The 17,074-nt window shown below is 74.2% G+C and carries 17 protein-coding genes and 1 pseudogene; 14 read left to right on the top strand and 4 right to left on the bottom strand.

Translation table 11 applies throughout. The annotated features are described in order from the left end of the window. Window positions 1-4: 4 nt before the first annotated feature. Window positions 5-730, top strand: coding sequence for an RNA polymerase sigma factor (locus ACIBAD_RS15890; protein WP_398907140.1), 726 nt, complete (start codon window positions 5-7; stop codon window positions 728-730). Next, window positions 727-1,245 (top strand): hypothetical protein, encoded by a 519-nt coding sequence (locus ACIBAD_RS15885; RefSeq protein ID WP_398907138.1) that lies wholly within the window; start codon window positions 727-729, stop codon window positions 1,243-1,245. The genes ACIBAD_RS15890 and ACIBAD_RS15885 overlap by 4 nt, the downstream gene beginning before the upstream one ends. Window positions 1,246-1,298: 53 nt before the next feature. Here the strand turns inward: ACIBAD_RS15885 and ACIBAD_RS15880 are convergent, their stop codons facing one another. Further along, entirely contained in the window at window positions 1,299-1,751 is a 453-nt protein-coding gene (locus ACIBAD_RS15880) for a MarR family transcriptional regulator (RefSeq protein WP_134069285.1), read from the bottom strand. A 201-nt stretch (window positions 1,752-1,952) separates the two neighbouring features. On the opposite strand from ACIBAD_RS15880, the gene ACIBAD_RS15875 reads away from it, so the two are divergent. The 4 genes from ACIBAD_RS15875 (at window position 1,953) to ACIBAD_RS15860 (ending at window position 5,936) form a co-directional block, all read left to right on the top strand. After that, entirely contained in the window at window positions 1,953-3,173 is a 1,221-nt protein-coding gene (locus tag ACIBAD_RS15875) for an MFS transporter (protein WP_398907136.1), read from the top strand. Window positions 3,174-3,252: 79 nt separating this feature from the next. Further along, window positions 3,253-3,690, top strand: coding sequence for a heme-binding protein (locus ACIBAD_RS15870; RefSeq protein ID WP_134069280.1), 438 nt, complete (start codon window positions 3,253-3,255; stop codon window positions 3,688-3,690). A 74-nt stretch (window positions 3,691-3,764) separates the two neighbouring features. Further along, a complete protein-coding gene (locus ACIBAD_RS15865; protein ID WP_398907133.1) occupies window positions 3,765-5,441 on the top strand; it encodes a glycoside hydrolase family 20 protein in 1,677 nt (558 codons plus the stop codon). A 63-nt stretch (window positions 5,442-5,504) separates the two neighbouring features. Continuing rightward, window positions 5,505-5,936 (top strand): GNAT family N-acetyltransferase, encoded by a 432-nt coding sequence (locus tag ACIBAD_RS15860; RefSeq protein WP_134069278.1) that lies wholly within the window; start codon window positions 5,505-5,507, stop codon window positions 5,934-5,936. Between the two features lie 11 nt (window positions 5,937-5,947). On the opposite strand, the gene ACIBAD_RS15855 is transcribed toward ACIBAD_RS15860, so the two are convergent. Next, the gene (locus tag ACIBAD_RS15855) at window positions 5,948-6,259 is read right to left on the bottom strand and encodes a DUF3040 domain-containing protein (protein ID WP_166682005.1); all 312 of its coding nucleotides are present in this window, start codon (window positions 6,257-6,259) and stop codon (window positions 5,948-5,950) included. A gap of 116 nt (window positions 6,260-6,375) precedes the next feature. Next, window positions 6,376-7,203 (bottom strand): endonuclease I family protein, encoded by an 828-nt coding sequence (locus tag ACIBAD_RS15850; protein ID WP_398907130.1) that lies wholly within the window; start codon window positions 7,201-7,203, stop codon window positions 6,376-6,378. A gap of 269 nt (window positions 7,204-7,472) precedes the next feature. On the opposite strand from ACIBAD_RS15850, the gene ACIBAD_RS15845 reads away from it, so the two are divergent. Together ACIBAD_RS15845 and ACIBAD_RS15840 are read left to right on the top strand one after the other, a co-directional pair. Further along, window positions 7,473-8,039, top strand: coding sequence for a DJ-1/PfpI family protein (locus tag ACIBAD_RS15845; protein WP_134069272.1), 567 nt, complete (start codon window positions 7,473-7,475; stop codon window positions 8,037-8,039). 193 nt (window positions 8,040-8,232) lie between these two features. Beyond that, entirely contained in the window at window positions 8,233-9,177 is a 945-nt protein-coding gene (locus tag ACIBAD_RS15840; protein ID WP_398907128.1) for an SMP-30/gluconolactonase/LRE family protein, read from the top strand. On the opposite strand, the gene ACIBAD_RS15835 is transcribed toward ACIBAD_RS15840, so the two are convergent. Continuing rightward, window positions 9,161-9,976, bottom strand: coding sequence for a glutamate ABC transporter substrate-binding protein (locus ACIBAD_RS15835; RefSeq protein ID WP_134069267.1), 816 nt, complete (start codon window positions 9,974-9,976; stop codon window positions 9,161-9,163). The genes ACIBAD_RS15840 and ACIBAD_RS15835 overlap by 17 nt on opposite strands. Window positions 9,977-10,673: 697 nt before the next feature. On the opposite strand from ACIBAD_RS15835, the pseudogene ACIBAD_RS15830 reads away from it, so the two are divergent. From ACIBAD_RS15830 to ACIBAD_RS15805, 6 genes and pseudogenes are all read left to right on the top strand, one after another. Continuing rightward, a pseudogene (locus ACIBAD_RS15830) lies at window positions 10,674-10,746 on the top strand. Window positions 10,747-10,825: 79 nt separating this feature from the next. After that, entirely contained in the window at window positions 10,826-11,965 is a 1,140-nt protein-coding gene (locus ACIBAD_RS15825; protein WP_398907125.1) for a gala protein, read from the top strand. Continuing rightward, window positions 11,962-13,740 (top strand): ankyrin repeat domain-containing protein, encoded by a 1,779-nt coding sequence (locus ACIBAD_RS15820; RefSeq protein ID WP_398907123.1) that lies wholly within the window; start codon window positions 11,962-11,964, stop codon window positions 13,738-13,740. The genes ACIBAD_RS15825 and ACIBAD_RS15820 overlap by 4 nt, the downstream gene beginning before the upstream one ends. Then, a complete protein-coding gene (locus tag ACIBAD_RS15815; RefSeq protein ID WP_134069263.1) occupies window positions 13,737-14,987 on the top strand; it encodes an AAA family ATPase in 1,251 nt (416 codons plus the stop codon). Before ACIBAD_RS15820 ends, ACIBAD_RS15815 begins: the two co-directional genes overlap by 4 nt. Before the next feature lie 19 nt (window positions 14,988-15,006). Continuing rightward, a complete protein-coding gene (locus ACIBAD_RS15810; protein WP_398907364.1) occupies window positions 15,007-16,233 on the top strand; it encodes a VWA-like domain-containing protein in 1,227 nt (408 codons plus the stop codon). A gap of 112 nt (window positions 16,234-16,345) precedes the next feature. Further along, window positions 16,346-16,900, top strand: a complete 555-nt coding sequence (locus ACIBAD_RS15805) for a TerD family protein (protein ID WP_134069261.1) — start codon at window positions 16,346-16,348, stop codon at window positions 16,898-16,900. Window positions 16,901-17,074: the final 174 nt, after the last annotated feature.

The raw sequence follows: 17,074 nt of genomic DNA, 5'->3' as shown, positions 1-17,074 counted from the left end.
TCCAGTGCTCCACCTCGTACCGCCCGCACCTTCCGCACGCCCCCTCACGCTCGGCCTCGGCCGGGCGTGGCGGGGCTCGTGGTCGTGGCGGGTCCTGTGGTCATCGGTGGTGCGCCGCGAGCGCGCCACCCCGCCGCCCGCCCGGCCGTACGGGCACGCCCACGGTCAGGGGGCCGCGTACGGGGCGGGGGCCGAGTACGGGGCGGGGACCGCGTACGACGGCGATCCGCGCGGCGACGCACCGCAGCCCACCGTCACCGAGCTCTACCACGCACACCGCCTGCCCATGGTCCGGCTGGCGGTGCTGCTCGTCGACGACCTCGCCACCGCCGAGGACGTGGTCCAGGACGCCTTCACGGCCCTGTACCGGCGCCACGGGGAGCAGATCAGCGAGGTCGACAACGCGCTCGGCTACCTGCGCACCGCCGTGGTCAACACGTCCCGGTCCGTGCTGCGCCGCCGCCGCACGGCCCGGGCGTGGACCCCGCCCGCGGCGGCCGACATCCCGTCCGCGGAGGAGCACGTCGTCCTCGACGAGGCACACCGCGAGGTCCTCGCCGCACTCGGCCGGCTGACCCCGCGCCGCCGGCAGGTCCTCGTACTGCGCTACTGGGCCGAACTCAGCGAGGCGGAGATAGCGACCACCCTCGGAATCAGCCGGGGTGCGGTGAAGTCGAACGCGAGCCGCGGCCTGGACGCGCTGGAACGGATTCTGGAGGGACGGATATGACGCTCGGCGAACGCCCCGTCGAACGCAGGCTGCGCCAGGCCCTCGACGCCCGCGCGGCCGGGATCACCGTCCGCGAGCTGCGCCCCGCGGATCCGCCGCGCCTGCACGCAGGACGGCTGCCCGCCGCGCGGCTGCGGATGAGGCTGCGCCGGTTCGCGCTGCCGCTGGCGGGACTGGCCGCGGCAGCCGCCGCCGTGGCCGGGTACCTCGTACTGGGCCCTGACCCGTCCCCGGCCCGGCCGGAGCCGCCGGCCTCGCCGCCCGAGTTCACCGGACCCGGACCGACCTCCGATTCCCGTACGGGAACGGGCAGTCCGCACCCGTCGGCGGTGCCGTCGTCCCCGATGCCCCCCACCGCCCCCCGGACCCGCTCCCCGCAGGCGCCCGGGCCGACGCCGAGCCCGTCGGGAGCGCGCTCCGCCCCGCCGTCGAGGTCCTCGGTCCCGTCCGCGAGCCCGTCCGCCACGCCGCTGCGGTCCTCGCCGCCCCCGAGCACGGGACCGTCCAAGGGGTAGCGGGCACCCCCTGGCCGGCACCCCGGCACCCCGGCACCCCGGGGAGCCGGGGATCAGGCGCCGGTGTTCTCCACCGCCGCGACCAGCGGGGCGAGTTCGGGGTTGCGGCCGGCCTCGGCCAGCGCCTCGCGCAGCGCGGTGTCGTTGGTCGGCCGGGCGGCGGCCAGCAGGGCCAGGCCCGCCTCGCTCACGTCGGTGTAGATGCCCCGGCGGTCCGTGTCGCAGATGTAGCGGTTGAGCAGCCCGCGGTCCTCCAGCCGGCTGACCAGGCGGGTGGTCGCGCTCTGGCTCAGCACCACCGAGTCGGCGACCTGGTGCATCCGCAGGTGCCCGCCCGGGCCGCTGTGCTGGCGGCTCAGTACGTCCAGCAGCGAGTACTCGCGCACGCTCAGCCCGTGGCCGCTCTGCAGGGCCCGCTCGATGTGCGCCTCGATCCGCCCGTGCAGCAGGGAGAGGGCGCACCAGCCCTGGGCGAGGCCGGTGAGTGCGCTGTCGGTGGCCGTCATGGCTGCTCCCTGCTCCTTCACACCGCTTCCGGCGGTCCCGTTTCCCCGTGTTCCCGGGGAATCTCCTTCCCAGGATAGGTCACCACCGCAATAGCCCGCGCTTGCAATTATCCCGCGCCTGCAATTAATGTGGACGCATGTAAGCGGCGACGGCAAGTGTCGCGGACCGCACCCCCACCTCCCTTTGAAGGGCACCCCCTCATGCCTCTCGCACTCCTCGCCCTGGCCATCGGGGCCTTCGGGATCGGCACCACCGAATTCGTGATCATGGGCCTGCTCCCCGAGGTCGCCGCCGACTACGGCACCTCGATCCCCACCGCCGGCTTCCTGGTCACCGGATACGCCCTCGGCGTCGTCCTCGGCGCCCCGCTCATGACCGTCCTCGGCACCCGCGTCCCCCGCAAGCGCATGCTGATGCTGCTCATGGGCCTGTTCATCGCCGGCAACGTGCTCTCCGCGCTCGCCCCCGCCTTCGGCGTCATGCTCGCCGGGCGCGTCGTCGCCTCCCTCGCCCACGGCGCCTTCTTCGGCATCGGCTCGGTGGTGGCCGCCGGGCTCGTCGCCCCCGAGAAGAAGGCCGGCGCGATCGCCATGATGTTCACCGGCCTGACCGTCGCCAACGTCGTCGGCGTCCCGCTCGGCACCCTCGTCGGCCAGACCCTCGGCTGGCGCGTCACGTTCCTGATCGTCGCGGCCCTCGGCGTCCTCGGCCTGTTCGGCATCGCCAGGCTGGTCCCCGAGCTGCCCCGGCCCGAGGGCGTCCGGATCCGCCACGAGCTGGCCGCCTTCCGCAACGTCCAGGTGCTGCTCGCGATGGCGATGACCGTCCTCGGCTTCGGCGGGGTCTTCGCCGCGATCACCTACATCACGCCGATGATGACCGAGGTCGCCGGCTTCGCCGACACCTCCGTCACCTGGCTGCTCGTCCTCTTCGGTCTCGGCATGGTCGCCGGGAACCTCGTCGGCGGCCGGTTCGCCGACCGTGCGCTGATGCCGATGCTCTACGTGTCCCTGGGCGCCCTGGCCGGCGTCCTGGCCGTGTTCACCTTCACCGCCCACCACAAGATCGCCGCCGCCGCCACGATCGTGCTCATCGGCGCCCTGGGCTTCGCAACCGTGCCGCCGCTGCAGAAGCGGGTCCTCGACCAGGCCGCAGGGGCCCCCACCCTGGCCTCAGCCGTCAACATCGGCGCCTTCAACCTCGGCAATGCGCTCGCCGCCTGGCTGGGCGGGCTCGTCATCGCCGCCGGGCTCGGCTGGACCGCCCCGAACTGGGTCGGCGCCGCGCTCGCCGCCTCCGCCCTGGTCCTCGCCCTCGCCTCCGGCGCGCTGGAGCGGCGTACGGCCGCCCGAGCGGGCTCCGGCGGCCGGGTCGTCGCGGCCGGAGCCCCGGCCGCCGCCCCCGTGCCCGTCCACCACTGATCCACGACCCCTCGTACGAAACCCCTGGTACGCCACCCCTCGTACGACATCCCCCGCACCACGATTCAGGAGAACCCGCATGTCCGCCGCCACCAGCCCCGCCCGTACCGCCGTCGCCCCGCTGACCACCGAGGACGCCGAGCTCCTCCTCGCGGCGGCCCGCGCCGCCGCCGAACGGGCAGGTGTCGCGGTCAGCGTCACCGTCCTCGACGCCGGCGGGCACCCGCTCGCCTTCCGCCGCGACGACCGGGCCGTGCTGATCTCCGGCGAGACCAGCACCCGCAAGGCCTTCACCGCCCTCCAGCTCGACGCCCCCACCGCCGACCTCGTCGACGCCGTCCGGCCCGGCGGGCCCTTCCACACCCTGCCCACCGCCCTCGACCGGCCGCTGCTGTTCATCGCGGGCGGGCTGCCGGTCCACCGCGACGGCCGCCTCGTCGGCGCCATCGGCGTGGGCGGTGGCGCCCCCGACCAGGACCACGGCTTCGCCGCGGCCGCCCTCGACGCGCTGGCCTGACGCCTTCGGCCCGGCCTCCGGGTCGCGCGCCCCGGTCCCCCGTGCCACGTTGGTACGGGGGACAGGGGTGCATGATGCGAGAGTCCAGGCAGCTCCGGTCCACGCGGGTCCGGTCGAGGCAGGTCAGGCGGAGCCACGTCATCGCGACGGCGGTCGCCGCAGCGCTGGCCTCCCTCGCCGTACCCGGGTGTACGGCCGCCTCCGACGAGGGCCGCAGCACCGGGGACGGCGGCACCACCGGCGGCTCAGCCGCCCCCGCCACCACGCTCTCCGCGCCGACGGACCCGGCACCCTCGTCCACCCCGTCGTACGCGCTGTCCAAGGCCCCGCGCACCATTCCGGCCGTACGGGAGCACATCCCGGCCCGCGGCCCCGGCTGGAAGCCGGCCGCCGCCGCCCGGGTCGTCGTACCGCCCGCGAACGCGGCCGCCCTCACCGACGAGGGCAAGCTGCTCGCCGGCGAACTGCGCATGGGCTTCGCCCAGACCGCCGACCCGCGCCCCGGCGACGTGGAACTGGTCCTCGGCGCCAAGAACTCCGGACCGCCCGAGTCCTACACGCTCACCGTCCAGGGCGGCCGCGTCCGGGTCACCGGCCCGGACGAGGCCGGGGTCTTCTACGGCACGCGCACCCTCAAACAGGCGGTGAGGTCCGCGGGTTCGGCTCCCGAGGGCACCGTGCGCGACGCCCCGGCCAAGTCCCAGCGCGGCCTCAACCTCGACATAGCCCGCAAGAACTTCACCGTCGGCTGGATCGAGGACGAGCTGCGCCGCATGGCCGATCTCAAACTCAACCAGCTCGGCCTGCACTTCTCCGACGACCAGGCGTTCCGGCTCCAGTCCCAGACCCACCCCGAGATCGTCTCCACGCCCCACCTCACCAAAGCCCAGGTCCGGCAGATCACCGCCCTCGCCGCCCGCCTGCACATCACGGTCGTGCCCGAGCTCGACTCGCCCGGCCACCTCGGCGCCGTACTGCGCGCCCACCCCGCCCTCCAGCTGCGCGACGTACAGGGCAGGGCCGTGAAGGGCGCCGTGGACATATCCGACCTGGCCGCGGCCAAGCTGATCGACGAACTTCTCCGCGAATACCTGCCGTTGTTCCCCGGCGCGTTCTGGCACCTGGGCGCCGACGAGTACCAGGCGCTCGTCTACCGCGACCCGCAGGCCTCCTTCCCGCAGCTCGCGCGGGCCGCCCGGCAGAAGTACGGGCCCTCGGCGCGCATCCAGGACCTTGCCGAGGGCTGGCTGAACGACCGCGCGGACGTGGTGCGTCCGGCGGGCAAGGTGCCCAAGGCGTGGAACGACGGCTTCTTCACCGCAGGCGTGGTCCGGGCGGCCGGCGACATCCAGGTCGAGTACTGGACGGGCAGGGAGATCGGGGCCAGGCCGCCGCTGGAGTACCTGCGGGAGGGCCGCAAGGTGGTCAACCTGAACGACGAGTACCTCTACTACGTGCTCGGCCAGCCGAACCAGTTCACCTATCCCACCGGCAAGCGGATCTACGAGCAGTGGACCCCGCTCGTCCTGCGCGGCACGACCCCGGTACCCGCACAGTACGCGGCGCAGGTACTCGGCGCCCGGCTCGCCGTGTGGTGCGACCTGTCCGGTGCCCAGACCCAGGCCCAGGTCGCCGAGGGGATACGGCTGCCGCTCGCGGCGCTGTCCCAGAAGGTCTGGGACGCCCGCCCGCCGCAGCCCGCGTGGCCCGAGTTCAAGGCACTCGCCGACCGGCTCCAGCCGCCGGGCTGACCCGCCGACAGCCGCCCCGGATATTCACTGGCCCGACCGCCGCCCCCGTGCTGAGATGCCGGGATGAACAGTGAGCTGCCGGACGGCTATGAGCTGTCCACCGACCCCGACCGGCTCGACGCCGAGCTGATCCACCGCTGGCTGTCGCAAGACGCGTACTGGGCCCTCGGCCGGAGCCGGGAGAAGCAGGACCGGGCCATCGCGGAGTCCCTGAACTTCGGCGTCTACGACACGGCCTCGGGCGCCCAGCTCGGCTACGCCCGCGTCGTGACCGACCGGGCCACCTTCGCCTGGCTGTGCGACGTCTACATCGACCGCGCCGCACGCGGCAAACGGCTGGGGACGGGCCTCGTCGCCGCGATCCGCGACCACCTGGCCCCGTACGGGCTGCGCCGGGTGATGCTCGCGACGGCCGACGCGCACACGGTCTACGCCGAGGTCGGCTTCGAGCCCCTGGCGAACGGGGAGAAGTGGATGGTGCTCGGCGAGCAGTAGGGGAGCGGCCGCTACGGCCGCTCCGCGTGCTCCCGGCGCTGCCAGCGGCGCCGGATCCACCGGGCGGCCGGCGGCAGGGCCAGGACCACGGTCAGGGTCCAGGCCGCGGCGAAGCCCCAGATCAGCGGGAGCGACACGGTGACCGAGGCCGCGACCAGCAGGGCCAGGGTCACCGCGCCGAGGAGACAGGCGGCCGCGGTGCGGTTGCGCGGACGGGTCCGCGCGGCGCGCAGGATCCGCTGGAGAGACCGGTCCGCTTCGAGATCGGCCTCGATCGCCGAGAGGGCGCGCCGCTCGTGGTCGGACAGTCCGGCTCCGTCCATGACGACCTCCATCGGCCGGCGTCGCCGGGCGGCGCGCACCACAGCCTCTGGCCTGCGAATACCCGACCAGGGGCGGCCCAACCCTCGCGGGCCGTCCCCTGGCTGTCGAGGAGGGGTCACCAGATGGAGTTGACCCACTCCGGGTGGTCGATGAACGGGTTCCGGTTGTGCTGGAACGTGTCGAATATGACCTGGTTGCGGCGCTGCTCGAAGGCGTCCGGCGGGTCCTGCTGGTTCCACTGCTTGAGTACGCTGATCCGGCCGATGGCGGGGGCGGTGCCGTTGTTGACCTTGTCGTTGACCTCCAGGTCCGCGAAGCCGTCGCCGCCGTCGTAGCGCACGGCCATGTAGAGCAGCATGCGCGCGACGTCGCCCTTGACCGCGTCGCGCGGCTCGAAGGAGTCGGAGTCGGTGAAGCTGCCGGGAGCCTCGGCGACGGGGCTGCCGCCCATGTCGAAGTCCTTGTTGCCGCGGGTGCTGTTGACCGTGACGTCCTCGGGGCGCAGGTGGTGCAGGTCCGTGCCCGGGCCGGTGGCCGTGCCGAAGTCGCCGTGGCTCTTGGCCCAGACGTGCTCGCGGTTCCAGTCGTTGACGCCGCCGCCGTTGGTGGACTTGGACTGGGAGCGGCCGGAGTAGACGAGGATGACGTTGTTCGGGTTCGCCGGGTCCTGGTCGGTCACCTTCAGCGCGTTCCACACGCCGTCGTAGGTCACCTTGGACTGGGTCTTGATGATGTTGTGGAGCGCGGTTTTCAGCTCGGCTCCGGTCTTGCCCTCGGCGGCCGTGTAGCACGCGTCCACGGAAGCGGTGGTGGCCGCGGTGGCGGCGGCGTCGGCGTGGGGAGCCGCCGTGCGCTGGGAGCCGGCCGACGCTGTGGCCGGAATGAGGGCCAGGGCCGCGACGGCGAGGCCGGCGGCCCAGGGGGCGCGTGGGGAGATCTTCATGATGTGGGGGATACCTCTTCGCAGGCACCGCCCCCGCCATGGCAGTTGGCGGGGCGTCAGGTGGCAGAGCAGAGGCTCACATTGTCATGTGCCCTACAGGCAAAATCCATGTGTCGGAAGGCCGGATTCTGCCCTCGGGGCCTCCGGGTCTCTGGGCCGAACGGGCGAGGGCCCCTTGGCAGATCGCTCGGCTGCGGGCACGGTGGCGGTGGCCCCGCCGGGGCCGCGCGGACCGTGCACACCGTGAACACCCCCACCGGGAGCAGCCCATGGCAGTGAAGATCCTCATCGTGACCGGCGACGCGGCGGAGTCGCTGGAGGTCCTCTACCCGTACCAGCGCCTGCGCGAGGAGGGCTACGAGGTGCACATCGCGGCGCCGGCGGTCAAGAAGCTGCGGTTCGTGGTGCACGACTTCGAGGAGGGCTTCGACACCTACACCGAGAAGCCCGGCTACACCTGGCCCGCCGATGTGGCGTTCGCCGACGTGGTGACGGAGGAGTACGCGGCCGTGGTCGTCCCGGGCGGCCGGGCGCCCGAGTACCTGCGCAACGATCCCGAGGTGCGGCGGATCCTGGCCGCCTTCACCGGCTCCGACAAGCCGGTCGCCCAGATCTGCCACGGCCCGCTGATCACGGCGGCGAGCGGCGGGCTGGACGGCCGCCGGGTGACCGCGTACCCGGCGCTGGAACCCGACATGAAGGCCGCCGGGGCCGCCTACGAGGACTCCGAGGCCGTGGTCGACGGCACCCTGGTCTCGGCGCGCGCCTGGCCCGACCACTCCGCCTGGATGAGGGAGTTCCTGAAGGTGCTGCGCGCCAAGGCTCCGCTGGCCTGACGTACGCGGCGGGCCGGCGGCGGCCGGTGGCGGCCCTGGCCGCGTACGGGTGGCGGTGAAGGGGAGGCTCCCCATTCCCTTGTGAAGTGTCCGGATCCGGGACTGACGGGGCGGCTGGGGTGTGCTGAGGTGGCAGGGTCAACCGATGCTGTTCAACCACCTCTGCTCGTTCGGCAGTTGAAAGGACACCACCGTGACCGGACCCTTGGGTCGGCGCAGTTTCCTCAGCGCGGCCGCAGCCCTCGGCGGCGCCGCGCTCGTGGGGCCGCTCGCACCGCTCGCCCGGGCCAGGCCCGCCGCGTCCCGGCCGGACACCCTGCACACCCCGCCCGGATTCCAGCCGGAGGGCATCGCCGTCTCACCCGGCGGCCTGGCCTACACGGGCTCCCTGCTCGACGGGTCCGTCTACCGGGTGGACCTCGCCACCGGCGCCGGGCGGATCATCACCCCGGCGCCGGGGCCCGGCCAGGCCTCCGTCGGGCTCAAGCTCGACGGGCACGGCAGACTGCTCGTCGCGGGCGGTGCGAGCGGCCGGATCCGCGTCGTGCACGCCGGTGACGGCCGGGTGCTGGCCACCCACCAGGCGGCCACCGGGACCGCCTTCGTCAACGACGTCGTCGTCGGCTGCGGCGGAGCCTGGTTCACCGACTCGTTCAACGACGTGCTGTACTTCCTGCCCGCCGGCCGGGCCCCGCGCGCGGTGGCGCTCTCCGGGGAGTGGGCGCCGACCCCGCCCGGCGGCCAGGTCTGGGGCGCCAACGGCATCGAGCGGACCCCGGACGGGCGGGCGCTGCTCGTGGTCAACGACAACGTGCAGGCGCTGTTCCGCGTCGACCCGGGCACCGGCGGCGCGACCGAGGTCGAACTCGACGGCGGATCGGTGGCCAACGGCGACGGGCTCGTCGTCCACGGCCGCACGCTGTACGTCGTCCGCAACCGGGACCAGGCCGTCGACGTGTTCACGATCGCCGCGGACGCCCGCCGGGCCGCCTTCGTGCGGCGGATCACCGACCCGCGCTTCGACGAACCCACCACGGCGGCGGTCCACGGCGGCCGCCTCTACGTGGTCAACGCGGCCTTCGACTCCGACTGGTCGGATCCCGCCACCGCGTCGACGATCGTCAGCTGCCCGTCGTGATCTGCGGGGCCGGCTCGTTCTTGTAGTTGGCAGAACCGAAGTTCTTCTTCACGGCGGCCTCCCAGGAACCGTCCTGGACCATCTTCTTCAGGGCCGCGTTGATCTTGACCTGGAGGTCCTTGTTGCCCTTCTTGACGCCGATGCCGTAGTTCTCGTTGCTCAGGCTCAGCCCGACCAGCTTGAACTTGCCCGTGTTGCCCTTCTGGGCGGCGTAGCCGGCCAGGATGGAGTTGTCCGTGGTGAGGGCGTCGACCAGACCGTCCTGGAGCGCGACGACGCACTCCGAGTAGCCGTCGAGCTCCAGGACGCTGGCCTTCGGCGCGAGGGTCTTCTTGACGTTCTCGGCCGAGGTGGAGCCGGTGACCGAGCAGAGCTTCTTGTTGTTGAGGTCCTCGGCCTTGGTGATCGTGGTGTCGTCGGCACGGACCAGCAGGTCCTGGTGCGCGAGGAAGTACGGGCCGGCGAAGTCGACCTTCTCCTTGCGCTTGTCGTTGATCGAGTAGCTGGCCGCGACGAACTTGACCTCGTTGTACTGCAGCAGCAGCTCGCGGTCGGAGCTGTCGACCTTCTTGAACTCGATCTGCTCCGGCTTGTAGCCCAGCTCCTTGGCGATGTACGTCGAGACGTCCACGTCGAAACCGGAGAAGGTCCCGCCCTGCTCGCGCAGCCCGACACCGGGCTGGTCGAACTTGATGCCGATCGCGAGGTTCCCCTGGGGGCCGCTGTCACCGCCACACCCGGAGGCGGTCAGGGCGAGGCCGACCACTGCGACCAAAGCACCGGCCTTGGGAACCTTCATGCTGCACTCTTTCCTCGGGCCGCGGGACGCGCTGCGGGGATCGCCGGCAGCGGGGGGAACCGCGGATTCGTACGAAGCGTCAAGAAGAGTCGAGACGCGTGTACGAGGAAGCTAGGAAGGCGCCCGGCGCGATGTCACTGCAATTGAGCAAAACTTGAGGTAACGATCCGGCGCGACCGGCGTTTCTCCGGCGAATTGTGCGGTGAACGGCATAAAGCGGGCCGGAGGCGTGGCGGATTCCGTACAGGTCAAGGGAAATGCGCTGCTACCGGGGGAAGTATTCCAGGTCCGTTTTATCCGTACATTCCCCCATCCTGAATCCGTCGCCCACGCGCTGCCGCCGGGGCCCATGGCGCCGGGCCGGTCGCGGCGGCTCCGGCCATGGCCGCGTACACCCACCCCGGGCTGCCCTGGTTCGACTACCGCGACGAGCGCGGCACCGGTCTCGCACCCCGCCGAAACCCTGGCCCGGATCAAGCCGGTGGGCGACTGGCTCGGCGGTGACCACGACCCGTGGAGCCCGCCCGGCCCCGGCCGGGTGAAGCCGCCGGGAAACGTCCCGCGGCCGGGCGAACCGGTACGGGACGGCGCAGGGTGACGGTCCGGCACCCGGGCCGCTCGCGCACTGCGGCCAGCCCGCAACCGTTCAAACTGGTGATCGAAATCAGGCCTGCGGATGGGTATGATCTGCCGCAGCAAGGCCGTAGCGCAGAGGTCGTCGCGCCCACGCATCGAGCTGGAGGACGTCGGTTCGAATCCGACCGGTCTTGCGTCTTCTTTCATGTTTCACGCGTTTTTCCCCATGTCGTTGTGGACGCCGGGCACCGGCGAAGGACCGGTGGAGTGGTGATGACACAGCCGACACCCGTACGCTGCCCCGCGATCGAGCACCCCGACCTGCCGCTCGCAGACCCGGCCGGGCTCGACCCGCTGCTCGCGCGGCTCGCCGCCGAGGACGCCGTCGGGGCCGACGAGGCCTTCCCGATCGGAACCCTGCGCGCGGACGGCCGCGTCGACCTGTGCAAGCAGGGCCTCGGACCGGCCGGCGCCGCCCGGGTGGCCGCCGCAGCCGCCGGCTCCGCCCACGCCCGGCACCTGCTCCTCGGCACCAACTCCATCGGCGACGAAGGAGCCCGCACCCTCGCCGGCGCCCTCACCGACGGACACGGCCTGCACACCCTCTACCTGGGCTGCAACCGCATCGGACCCGACGGCGTGACCGCCCTCGCCGACGCGCTCGCGGACGACACAGGCGTCAAGGCCCTGTGGCTCAAACGCAATCCGGTCCTCGAAGACGGTGCCCGGACCCTCGCCGCCCTGCTGCGCCGCAACCGGACCCTGCGCACCCTCGACCTGGTCAACACCGGCATCGGAATCGAAGGCGTACGCCTCCTCCTCGACGCCCTGCGCACCCGCGAGACGCCGCTCGAACGCCTCTTCCTCGGCGGCAACGGCCTCACCGCCGAGGCCGCACCGCTGCTCGCCGCCCTCATCCGGGAGGCCGGGGTGCGCGAGCTGTACCTCCCGGCCAACCACCTCGGCGACGAGGGCACCGCGGTCCTGGCCGCCGCCGCGGCCGCCGACCCCCTGCGGCCGGTCCGTCTCGGCCTCGGCGGCAACGGCATCGGACCGGCCGGCGCCCGGGCCCTCGCCGATGCCCTCGGCGGGATCGAAGCCCTCGACCTCGGCCGGGCCATGTCCGAGCGCAGCCTCGGCTCCCCCGGCAACGAGACCGGCGACGAGGGGGCGTCCGCACTGGCCGCCGCCCTCCCCGGCAGCCCGCTGCGCCGCCTCGAACTGCGCCACACCGGGATCACGGGGCGCGGTGCGAAGTGCCTGCTGGCCGCCGTGCCCGAAGACTCCCCGCTGGAGTACGTGGGCCTCGGCCCCGGCCTGCCCCGCAAGGTGAAGCGGTCCTTCACCGCCCGGCTGCGGCCCGCCCGGCCCGCTCACACCGACCTCGGCGCGATCACGAGCGTGTACCGGTGAGCGGGTACACGGAGCGCGGCGAGCTGCCCGGGGGCTTCCGTGCCGAGGACGGCTCGGCCTGGCGGCGGATCCGCCGCTACGCCGTACCCGGCTGGATGATCGAGCGCGCCACCGCGCACCGGCTGGCCGGCGACTGGCGGGCCGCCTGCGCGGCGGCCGCCGTGGACCTCACCTTCGACCTGCCCGCGCTCGCCGCCCGGTACGGAGCCCCCGTCGCGGAGGCGGTGGAGGAGGACCTGCGCCACCTCGCCCCCGACCTGGTGCGCTGGCACCTGCCCCGCGCCCTGGGAGGCCGTACGACCGTCGAACCCGACGTGCGCGTGCTGCTCGCCCGCTACGGCGGCGGCGCCGGCACGCCGGTGCTGTCCGTGACCACCGGCCCGATGATCGAGGGGCCGCAACGGCTGCTGCTGCACTGCGCGCCGGTCGAACCCCCCTCGCCCCGCCGGGCCCTCGGCGGCTTCGACCGGCTGCGCCCCGAGGACTGGACCGCGGCCCGCCCGCTCTGGGACGCCCGGCACGCCCTCTCGCTGCGCGAGCGCCTCGGCGGCGGCGAGCGGCTGCCCTTCTTCCGCCCGGACGGTACCCCGCTGGCCGCGGACGAACTGCCCACCGGCGATCCCGGCACCGCCGACCCGGCCCGGCACGCCGAGTGGGTCGCCCTGCTGCACGCCCGCGGGGATTTCGCCGGGGCGTACGAGGCCGCGGGGATCGAACGGGACCTGACCGAACCCCCGGCGGTCCCGCGGTACGGCACCGCGCCGGCCCCGGAAACCCTCATGGCCACGGCCGGGGCCGACCTGACGCGGCTGGGAGCGGAGGTGCGCCGCCTCGCGGAGGCCGGCGCGGGCGAGCGCTTCCGGATGGGCGACTGGCGCGGCAGCCTGGTGCTGGAACCCGTCGGCTCCGCTTCCGGCCACGGGGTGCGGGTCCGGGCGGCCGGCCGGGACGAGCTGGGGGAAGTACCCCCGCTGCCGCTGTTCGCCTGGAAGCGGCTCCCCGACCTCGAACTGGTCCGCACGGGCCGGATCGCCCCGCGCGAGCTGCATCCGCTGGTCGCCGACGCGCTGTTCCCCGGGGCCGGCCCCGCCGCCGGGCCGCCCGGCCCCGCCGGGGCGAAGCCCGTACGGGTGCGCTGCCGCGGCGAGTGGCACGAGGTCCGCTCCCAGGGCGGCGTACTGGACCTGCTCCCGCACAGCCCCGAGGAGCAGCGGCGCGAGCGCGCCATGCGGGCGTTCGGCGGCGCGATCGAGGGCTGCTTCGCCGTGCAGCAGATCTGGACCACGGGGGAGGGGCGGCTGCCGCGGGCCCTGCGGGCGGAGCGCCGGGAGCTGTTCCTGCGCGTCCAGCACGGGGACACCCCGGGCGTCGTCGCGCTGCTCGACGCGGGCACGGACCCCCGGGTCCGCGACGCCCGCGGGTACACGCTGCTGCACGTCCTGCACCTGCTCGACCACGAGGTGCTGCTGCCGCGGCTGCTGGCCGCGGGCCTGGACCTGGAGGCCCGGGACAAGTCGGGGTGCACCCCGCTGCAGGTGGCCGTCGAGCGAGGGGCCCGCGTGGGCCTGGTCCGGGCCCTTCTCGCGGCCGGCAGCAGGATCGACGTCGTCGACGACGCGGACCTGTCGCTGGGCCAGGTGATCCGCCGCCACAAGCGCACCGATCTCGCCTTCCTGCGCAGCCGGGTGGAGGAGGAGTACCCCGACATCGGCTCCGAGTGGTTCGACGAGTACCTGGACGAGCGCGAGTCCGACGAGGAGTACGAGGACGCATGAGCACCGAGCCGCCGCGCGCGCCGCGGCCACCGTCGCAGCCCCGCCCGGACCGGGACGAGCGGCCGCGGCCCCCGCGGGCCCTGGCGGCCGCCGACGCCCTGGGCGCCCGGCTCCGCGCCACCCGCACCGAACCGGCGACCAACCCCCAACTCGAAGCGCTGGCCCTGGCCGTGACGGCCAATCAGCCCGTCCTGCTGTGGGGAGAGCCGGGCATCGGCAAATCCGCCGGCATGCAGCAGCTCGCCACCGCCCTCGGCGTCGGGCTGGAGACCGTCATCGCCAGCGTCCACGAGCCCTCCGACTTCGCCGGGCTGCCCATCGTCGGCGACGACCCCGCCACCACGGGCGTGCCCATGGCCCCGCCGGACTGGGCGGTCCGCCTCGCCCGCACCGGCCACGGACTGCTGTTCTTCGACGAGCTGTCCTCCGCCCCGCCCGCCGTGCAGGCGGCCCTCCTGCGGGTGGTCCTGGAGCGCCGGATCGGCAGCCTCGTCCTGCCCGAGTCCGTACGGATCGTCGCCGCGGCCAACCCGCCGTCCAGCGCGGCGGACGGCTGGCACCTCAGCCCGCCGCTGGCCAACCGCTTCGTCCACCTCGACTGGACCCACAACCCGCGCACCGTGGCCCGGGGCCTCGCCGGCACCTGGCCCGAGGTGGCCATCCCGGCCGTCGACCCCGCCCGCGCCTCCGGGGCCGTCGCCCGCGCCCGCGGCGTGATCTCCGGCTTCCTGACCGCCCGGCCGGGCCTGGTCCACCACATGCCGAACGAGGCCGAGGGCCGAGGCCGGGCCTGGCCCTCCCCGCGCACCTGGGAGATGGCGCTGCGGCTGCTGGCCACCGGGTACGCGGCCGGCGCCGGCCGGGACGCACTGGCCGCCGCGCTCACCGGGGCCGTCGGGGACGCGGCCGGGATCGAGCTGCTCTCGTACGTGGAACACCTCGACCTGCCCGACCCGGACCGGGTGCTCGCCGACCCGGACGCCTTCGCCCTGCCGGAACGCGGCGACCGGCAGCTGGCCTTCCTCATCGCCGTGGTCGCCGCCGTCCAGGGCGAGCTCACCCGGCCCCGCTGGGAGGCGGGCTGGGCGGTCCTCGCCAAGGCGGTCGACGCGGGCGTGCCCGACGTGGCCGCGCGTGCGGCCACCGACCTGGCCGCGATGCGCGACCTGGACTGGCCGGTGCCCGCGGGGATCGACGCGTTCGTCGAACTGCTCCAGCTCTCCGGCGCCCTGCCGGGCGGCGGCTGACAGGCGGGTGAGCGTGCCCATGGACGGCCCGGCGGCCGCACGCGGGGACGCGGCCCGCGCCGCCGCCCGCCTGGACCGGGCCAAGCTGCTGGCCGCCCGGTACAAGGCTGCCGAGGCCCGGCCGTACCTCGCCTCCTCCCTGTACGCACTCACCGTGGTCCCCTCGGCCGGGGTGCCCACGATGGGTGTGGACCGGCACTGGCGCTGCTACGTCTCGCCCGCGTTCGTCGACGCCACGCCGGTCGCCGAACTGGCCGGGGTGTGGATCCACGAGGCGGCCCACCTGCTGCGCGGTCACCACGCCCGCGCGGACCGGCTCCCGGCCGCCGACCAGCGCGACCGGCGCCGCGTCAACATCGCGCAGGACTGCGAGATCAACGACGACCTCCTCGCCGACGGGCTGGCGCTGCCCGAGGGCCGGATGGAGCCCCGGCTGTTCGGCCTCGCCGCCGGCGGGATGTTCGAGGCGTACCTGCCCGCGATCCCGGCCACCCCGCCGCACGCACCGGACTGCGGCTCGGGGGCCCACGGCACGCCGATGCCGTGGGAGCTCGGCGAGGCGGCGGGACCCGCCCGGATCGGCCCGGTCGAGGCGGAGGCGCTGCGCCGGCAGACCGCCCAGGCCATGCGCGCCCACCAGCGCACCCGCGGCAGGCTCCCGGCCGGCTGGCAGCGCTGGGCGCAGGAGCTGCTGGAGCCCACCGTCGACTGGCGCCGCGCGCTGTCCGGGGCGGTACGGGAGGCCGCCGCCTGGGCGGGCGGCGCGGTCGACTACACCTACCGCCGCCCCTCGCGGCGCACTCCGGCACTGGGCGGCCGCGTGGTGCTGCCCAGCCTGCGCCGGCCGCTGCCGCGGGTCGCGATCGTCATCGACACCTCGGGGTCGATGGGCGAGGAGGAACTCGCCGCCGCGCTCGGCGAGGTCACCGGCGTGCTGCGGGAGGTGGGGGTCCGGGGCAACCGGGTCGCCGTCCTGGCCTGCGATGCGGACGTGCACACCGTGGCGCGGGTGACGAGCACCGAGCAGGTGACCCTGGCCGGGGGCGGCGGCACCGACATGCGCGTCGGAATCCGGGCCGCGCTGGCGGCGGCGGAGCGGCCGAACATCGTCGTCGTGCTGACCGACGGGTACACGCCGTGGCCGGATGAGACCCCGTCCTGCCGGCTGATCGCCGCGCTGATCGGGGCCGAACCGCCGCAGCCGCCGGGCTGGGTGGAGACCGTACGGGTTCCGTCCGGGTCCTGAGCGGCGGACGGCGCCCGGCTCAACTGGCCGGGAACGTACGCTCGTCCGGACCTGCGGGGCCCCCGCGTGACAGCATGGCCGGGCAACACCCGGCAAGCGGAGGGGGAGTTCGGTGAGCACTTCGACGAGCGGAGTACGCAAGGGCCTGGCCAAGGTGGAGATCGCACTGCGGTGGGATCCGAGCCCCGCGGGCACGCCCGCCCACGACCTGGACATCATCGCGGCGGTGTTCGGTGCTTCCGACCCCCACGGGGAGCCGGTCCACCTCGTGCACTTCGGGAGCCGGTCTCCCGACGGCACCATCACCTTGAACCGCGACAGCCACACCGGCCAGGGCTTCGGCTTCGACGAGGTGATGACCCTCGAACTGGACCGGATGGCATCCGCGTTGGCGCGGGTGGTGGTCGGCGTGGTCATCCAGGGCACCGGGGAGCGGGGTGCCCGTACGAAGACCTTCACGGCCATAGGCGGTACGGGGGTCCGGATCCGGGAGGGCTACACCGATCTCGCGGTGACCGACTTCGCCGGGGTCCCGGAGGCCACGGCGGCCACCATCGCGGAGTTCACGCGCGACGGTTCGGGGGCCTGGTCGCTGGACGCCGCCGTACGCGGCTTCGACGCCGATCCGGAGGAGTTCGCCCGGACCATGGGCGCGCCGCGGTCCTGACACGGCACGGGCCTCTGACGTGAGGCCGCACAGACCGGGCGGTGGGCCCACCCCCGGGGGGGGGGCCCCCCCCCCCCCCCGGGGGGGCGGGGGCGCCCCCCCCCCCGCGCCCCCCGGGGGGGGGGCCGGGCGGGGCGCGGGGACGGCGGGCCCCCCGGTCAGGGGCCCCCGCCC

Origin of the sequence: Streptomyces sp. NPDC051109, from assembly GCF_044455885.1 — a bacterium.
Taxonomy (GTDB): Bacteria; Actinomycetota; Actinomycetes; order Streptomycetales; family Streptomycetaceae; genus Streptomyces.
The sequence above is the reverse complement of the archived record's forward strand: the minus strand, read 5'-3'. Positions and strand labels throughout refer to the sequence as shown.

What these genes read in the sequence shown, in the direction of transcription:
- ACIBAD_RS15885 (WP_398907138.1), top strand. Translation starts at nt 727, where the DNA reads ATGACGCTCGGCGAACGCCCCGTCGAACGCAGGCTGCGCCAGGCCCTC.
- ACIBAD_RS15880 (WP_134069285.1), bottom strand. Translation starts at nt 1,751, where the DNA reads ATGACGGCCACCGACAGCGCACTCACCGGCCTCGCCCAGGGCTGGTGC.
- ACIBAD_RS15875 (WP_398907136.1), top strand. Translation starts at nt 1,953, where the DNA reads ATGCCTCTCGCACTCCTCGCCCTGGCCATCGGGGCCTTCGGGATCGGC.
- ACIBAD_RS15870 (WP_134069280.1), top strand. Translation starts at nt 3,253, where the DNA reads ATGTCCGCCGCCACCAGCCCCGCCCGTACCGCCGTCGCCCCGCTGACC.
- ACIBAD_RS15865 (WP_398907133.1), top strand. Translation starts at nt 3,765, where the DNA reads ATGCGAGAGTCCAGGCAGCTCCGGTCCACGCGGGTCCGGTCGAGGCAG.
- ACIBAD_RS15860 (WP_134069278.1), top strand. Translation starts at nt 5,505, where the DNA reads ATGAACAGTGAGCTGCCGGACGGCTATGAGCTGTCCACCGACCCCGAC.
- ACIBAD_RS15855 (WP_166682005.1), bottom strand. Translation starts at nt 6,259, where the DNA reads ATGGACGGAGCCGGACTGTCCGACCACGAGCGGCGCGCCCTCTCGGCG.
- ACIBAD_RS15850 (WP_398907130.1), bottom strand. Translation starts at nt 7,203, where the DNA reads ATGAAGATCTCCCCACGCGCCCCCTGGGCCGCCGGCCTCGCCGTCGCG.
- ACIBAD_RS15845 (WP_134069272.1), top strand. Translation starts at nt 7,473, where the DNA reads ATGGCAGTGAAGATCCTCATCGTGACCGGCGACGCGGCGGAGTCGCTG.
- ACIBAD_RS15835 (WP_134069267.1), bottom strand. Translation starts at nt 9,976, where the DNA reads ATGAAGGTTCCCAAGGCCGGTGCTTTGGTCGCAGTGGTCGGCCTCGCC.
- ACIBAD_RS15825 (WP_398907125.1), top strand. Translation starts at nt 10,826, where the DNA reads ATGACACAGCCGACACCCGTACGCTGCCCCGCGATCGAGCACCCCGAC.
- ACIBAD_RS15815 (WP_134069263.1), top strand. Translation starts at nt 13,737, where the DNA reads ATGAGCACCGAGCCGCCGCGCGCGCCGCGGCCACCGTCGCAGCCCCGC.
- ACIBAD_RS15810 (WP_398907364.1), top strand. Translation starts at nt 15,007, where the DNA reads ATGGACGGCCCGGCGGCCGCACGCGGGGACGCGGCCCGCGCCGCCGCC.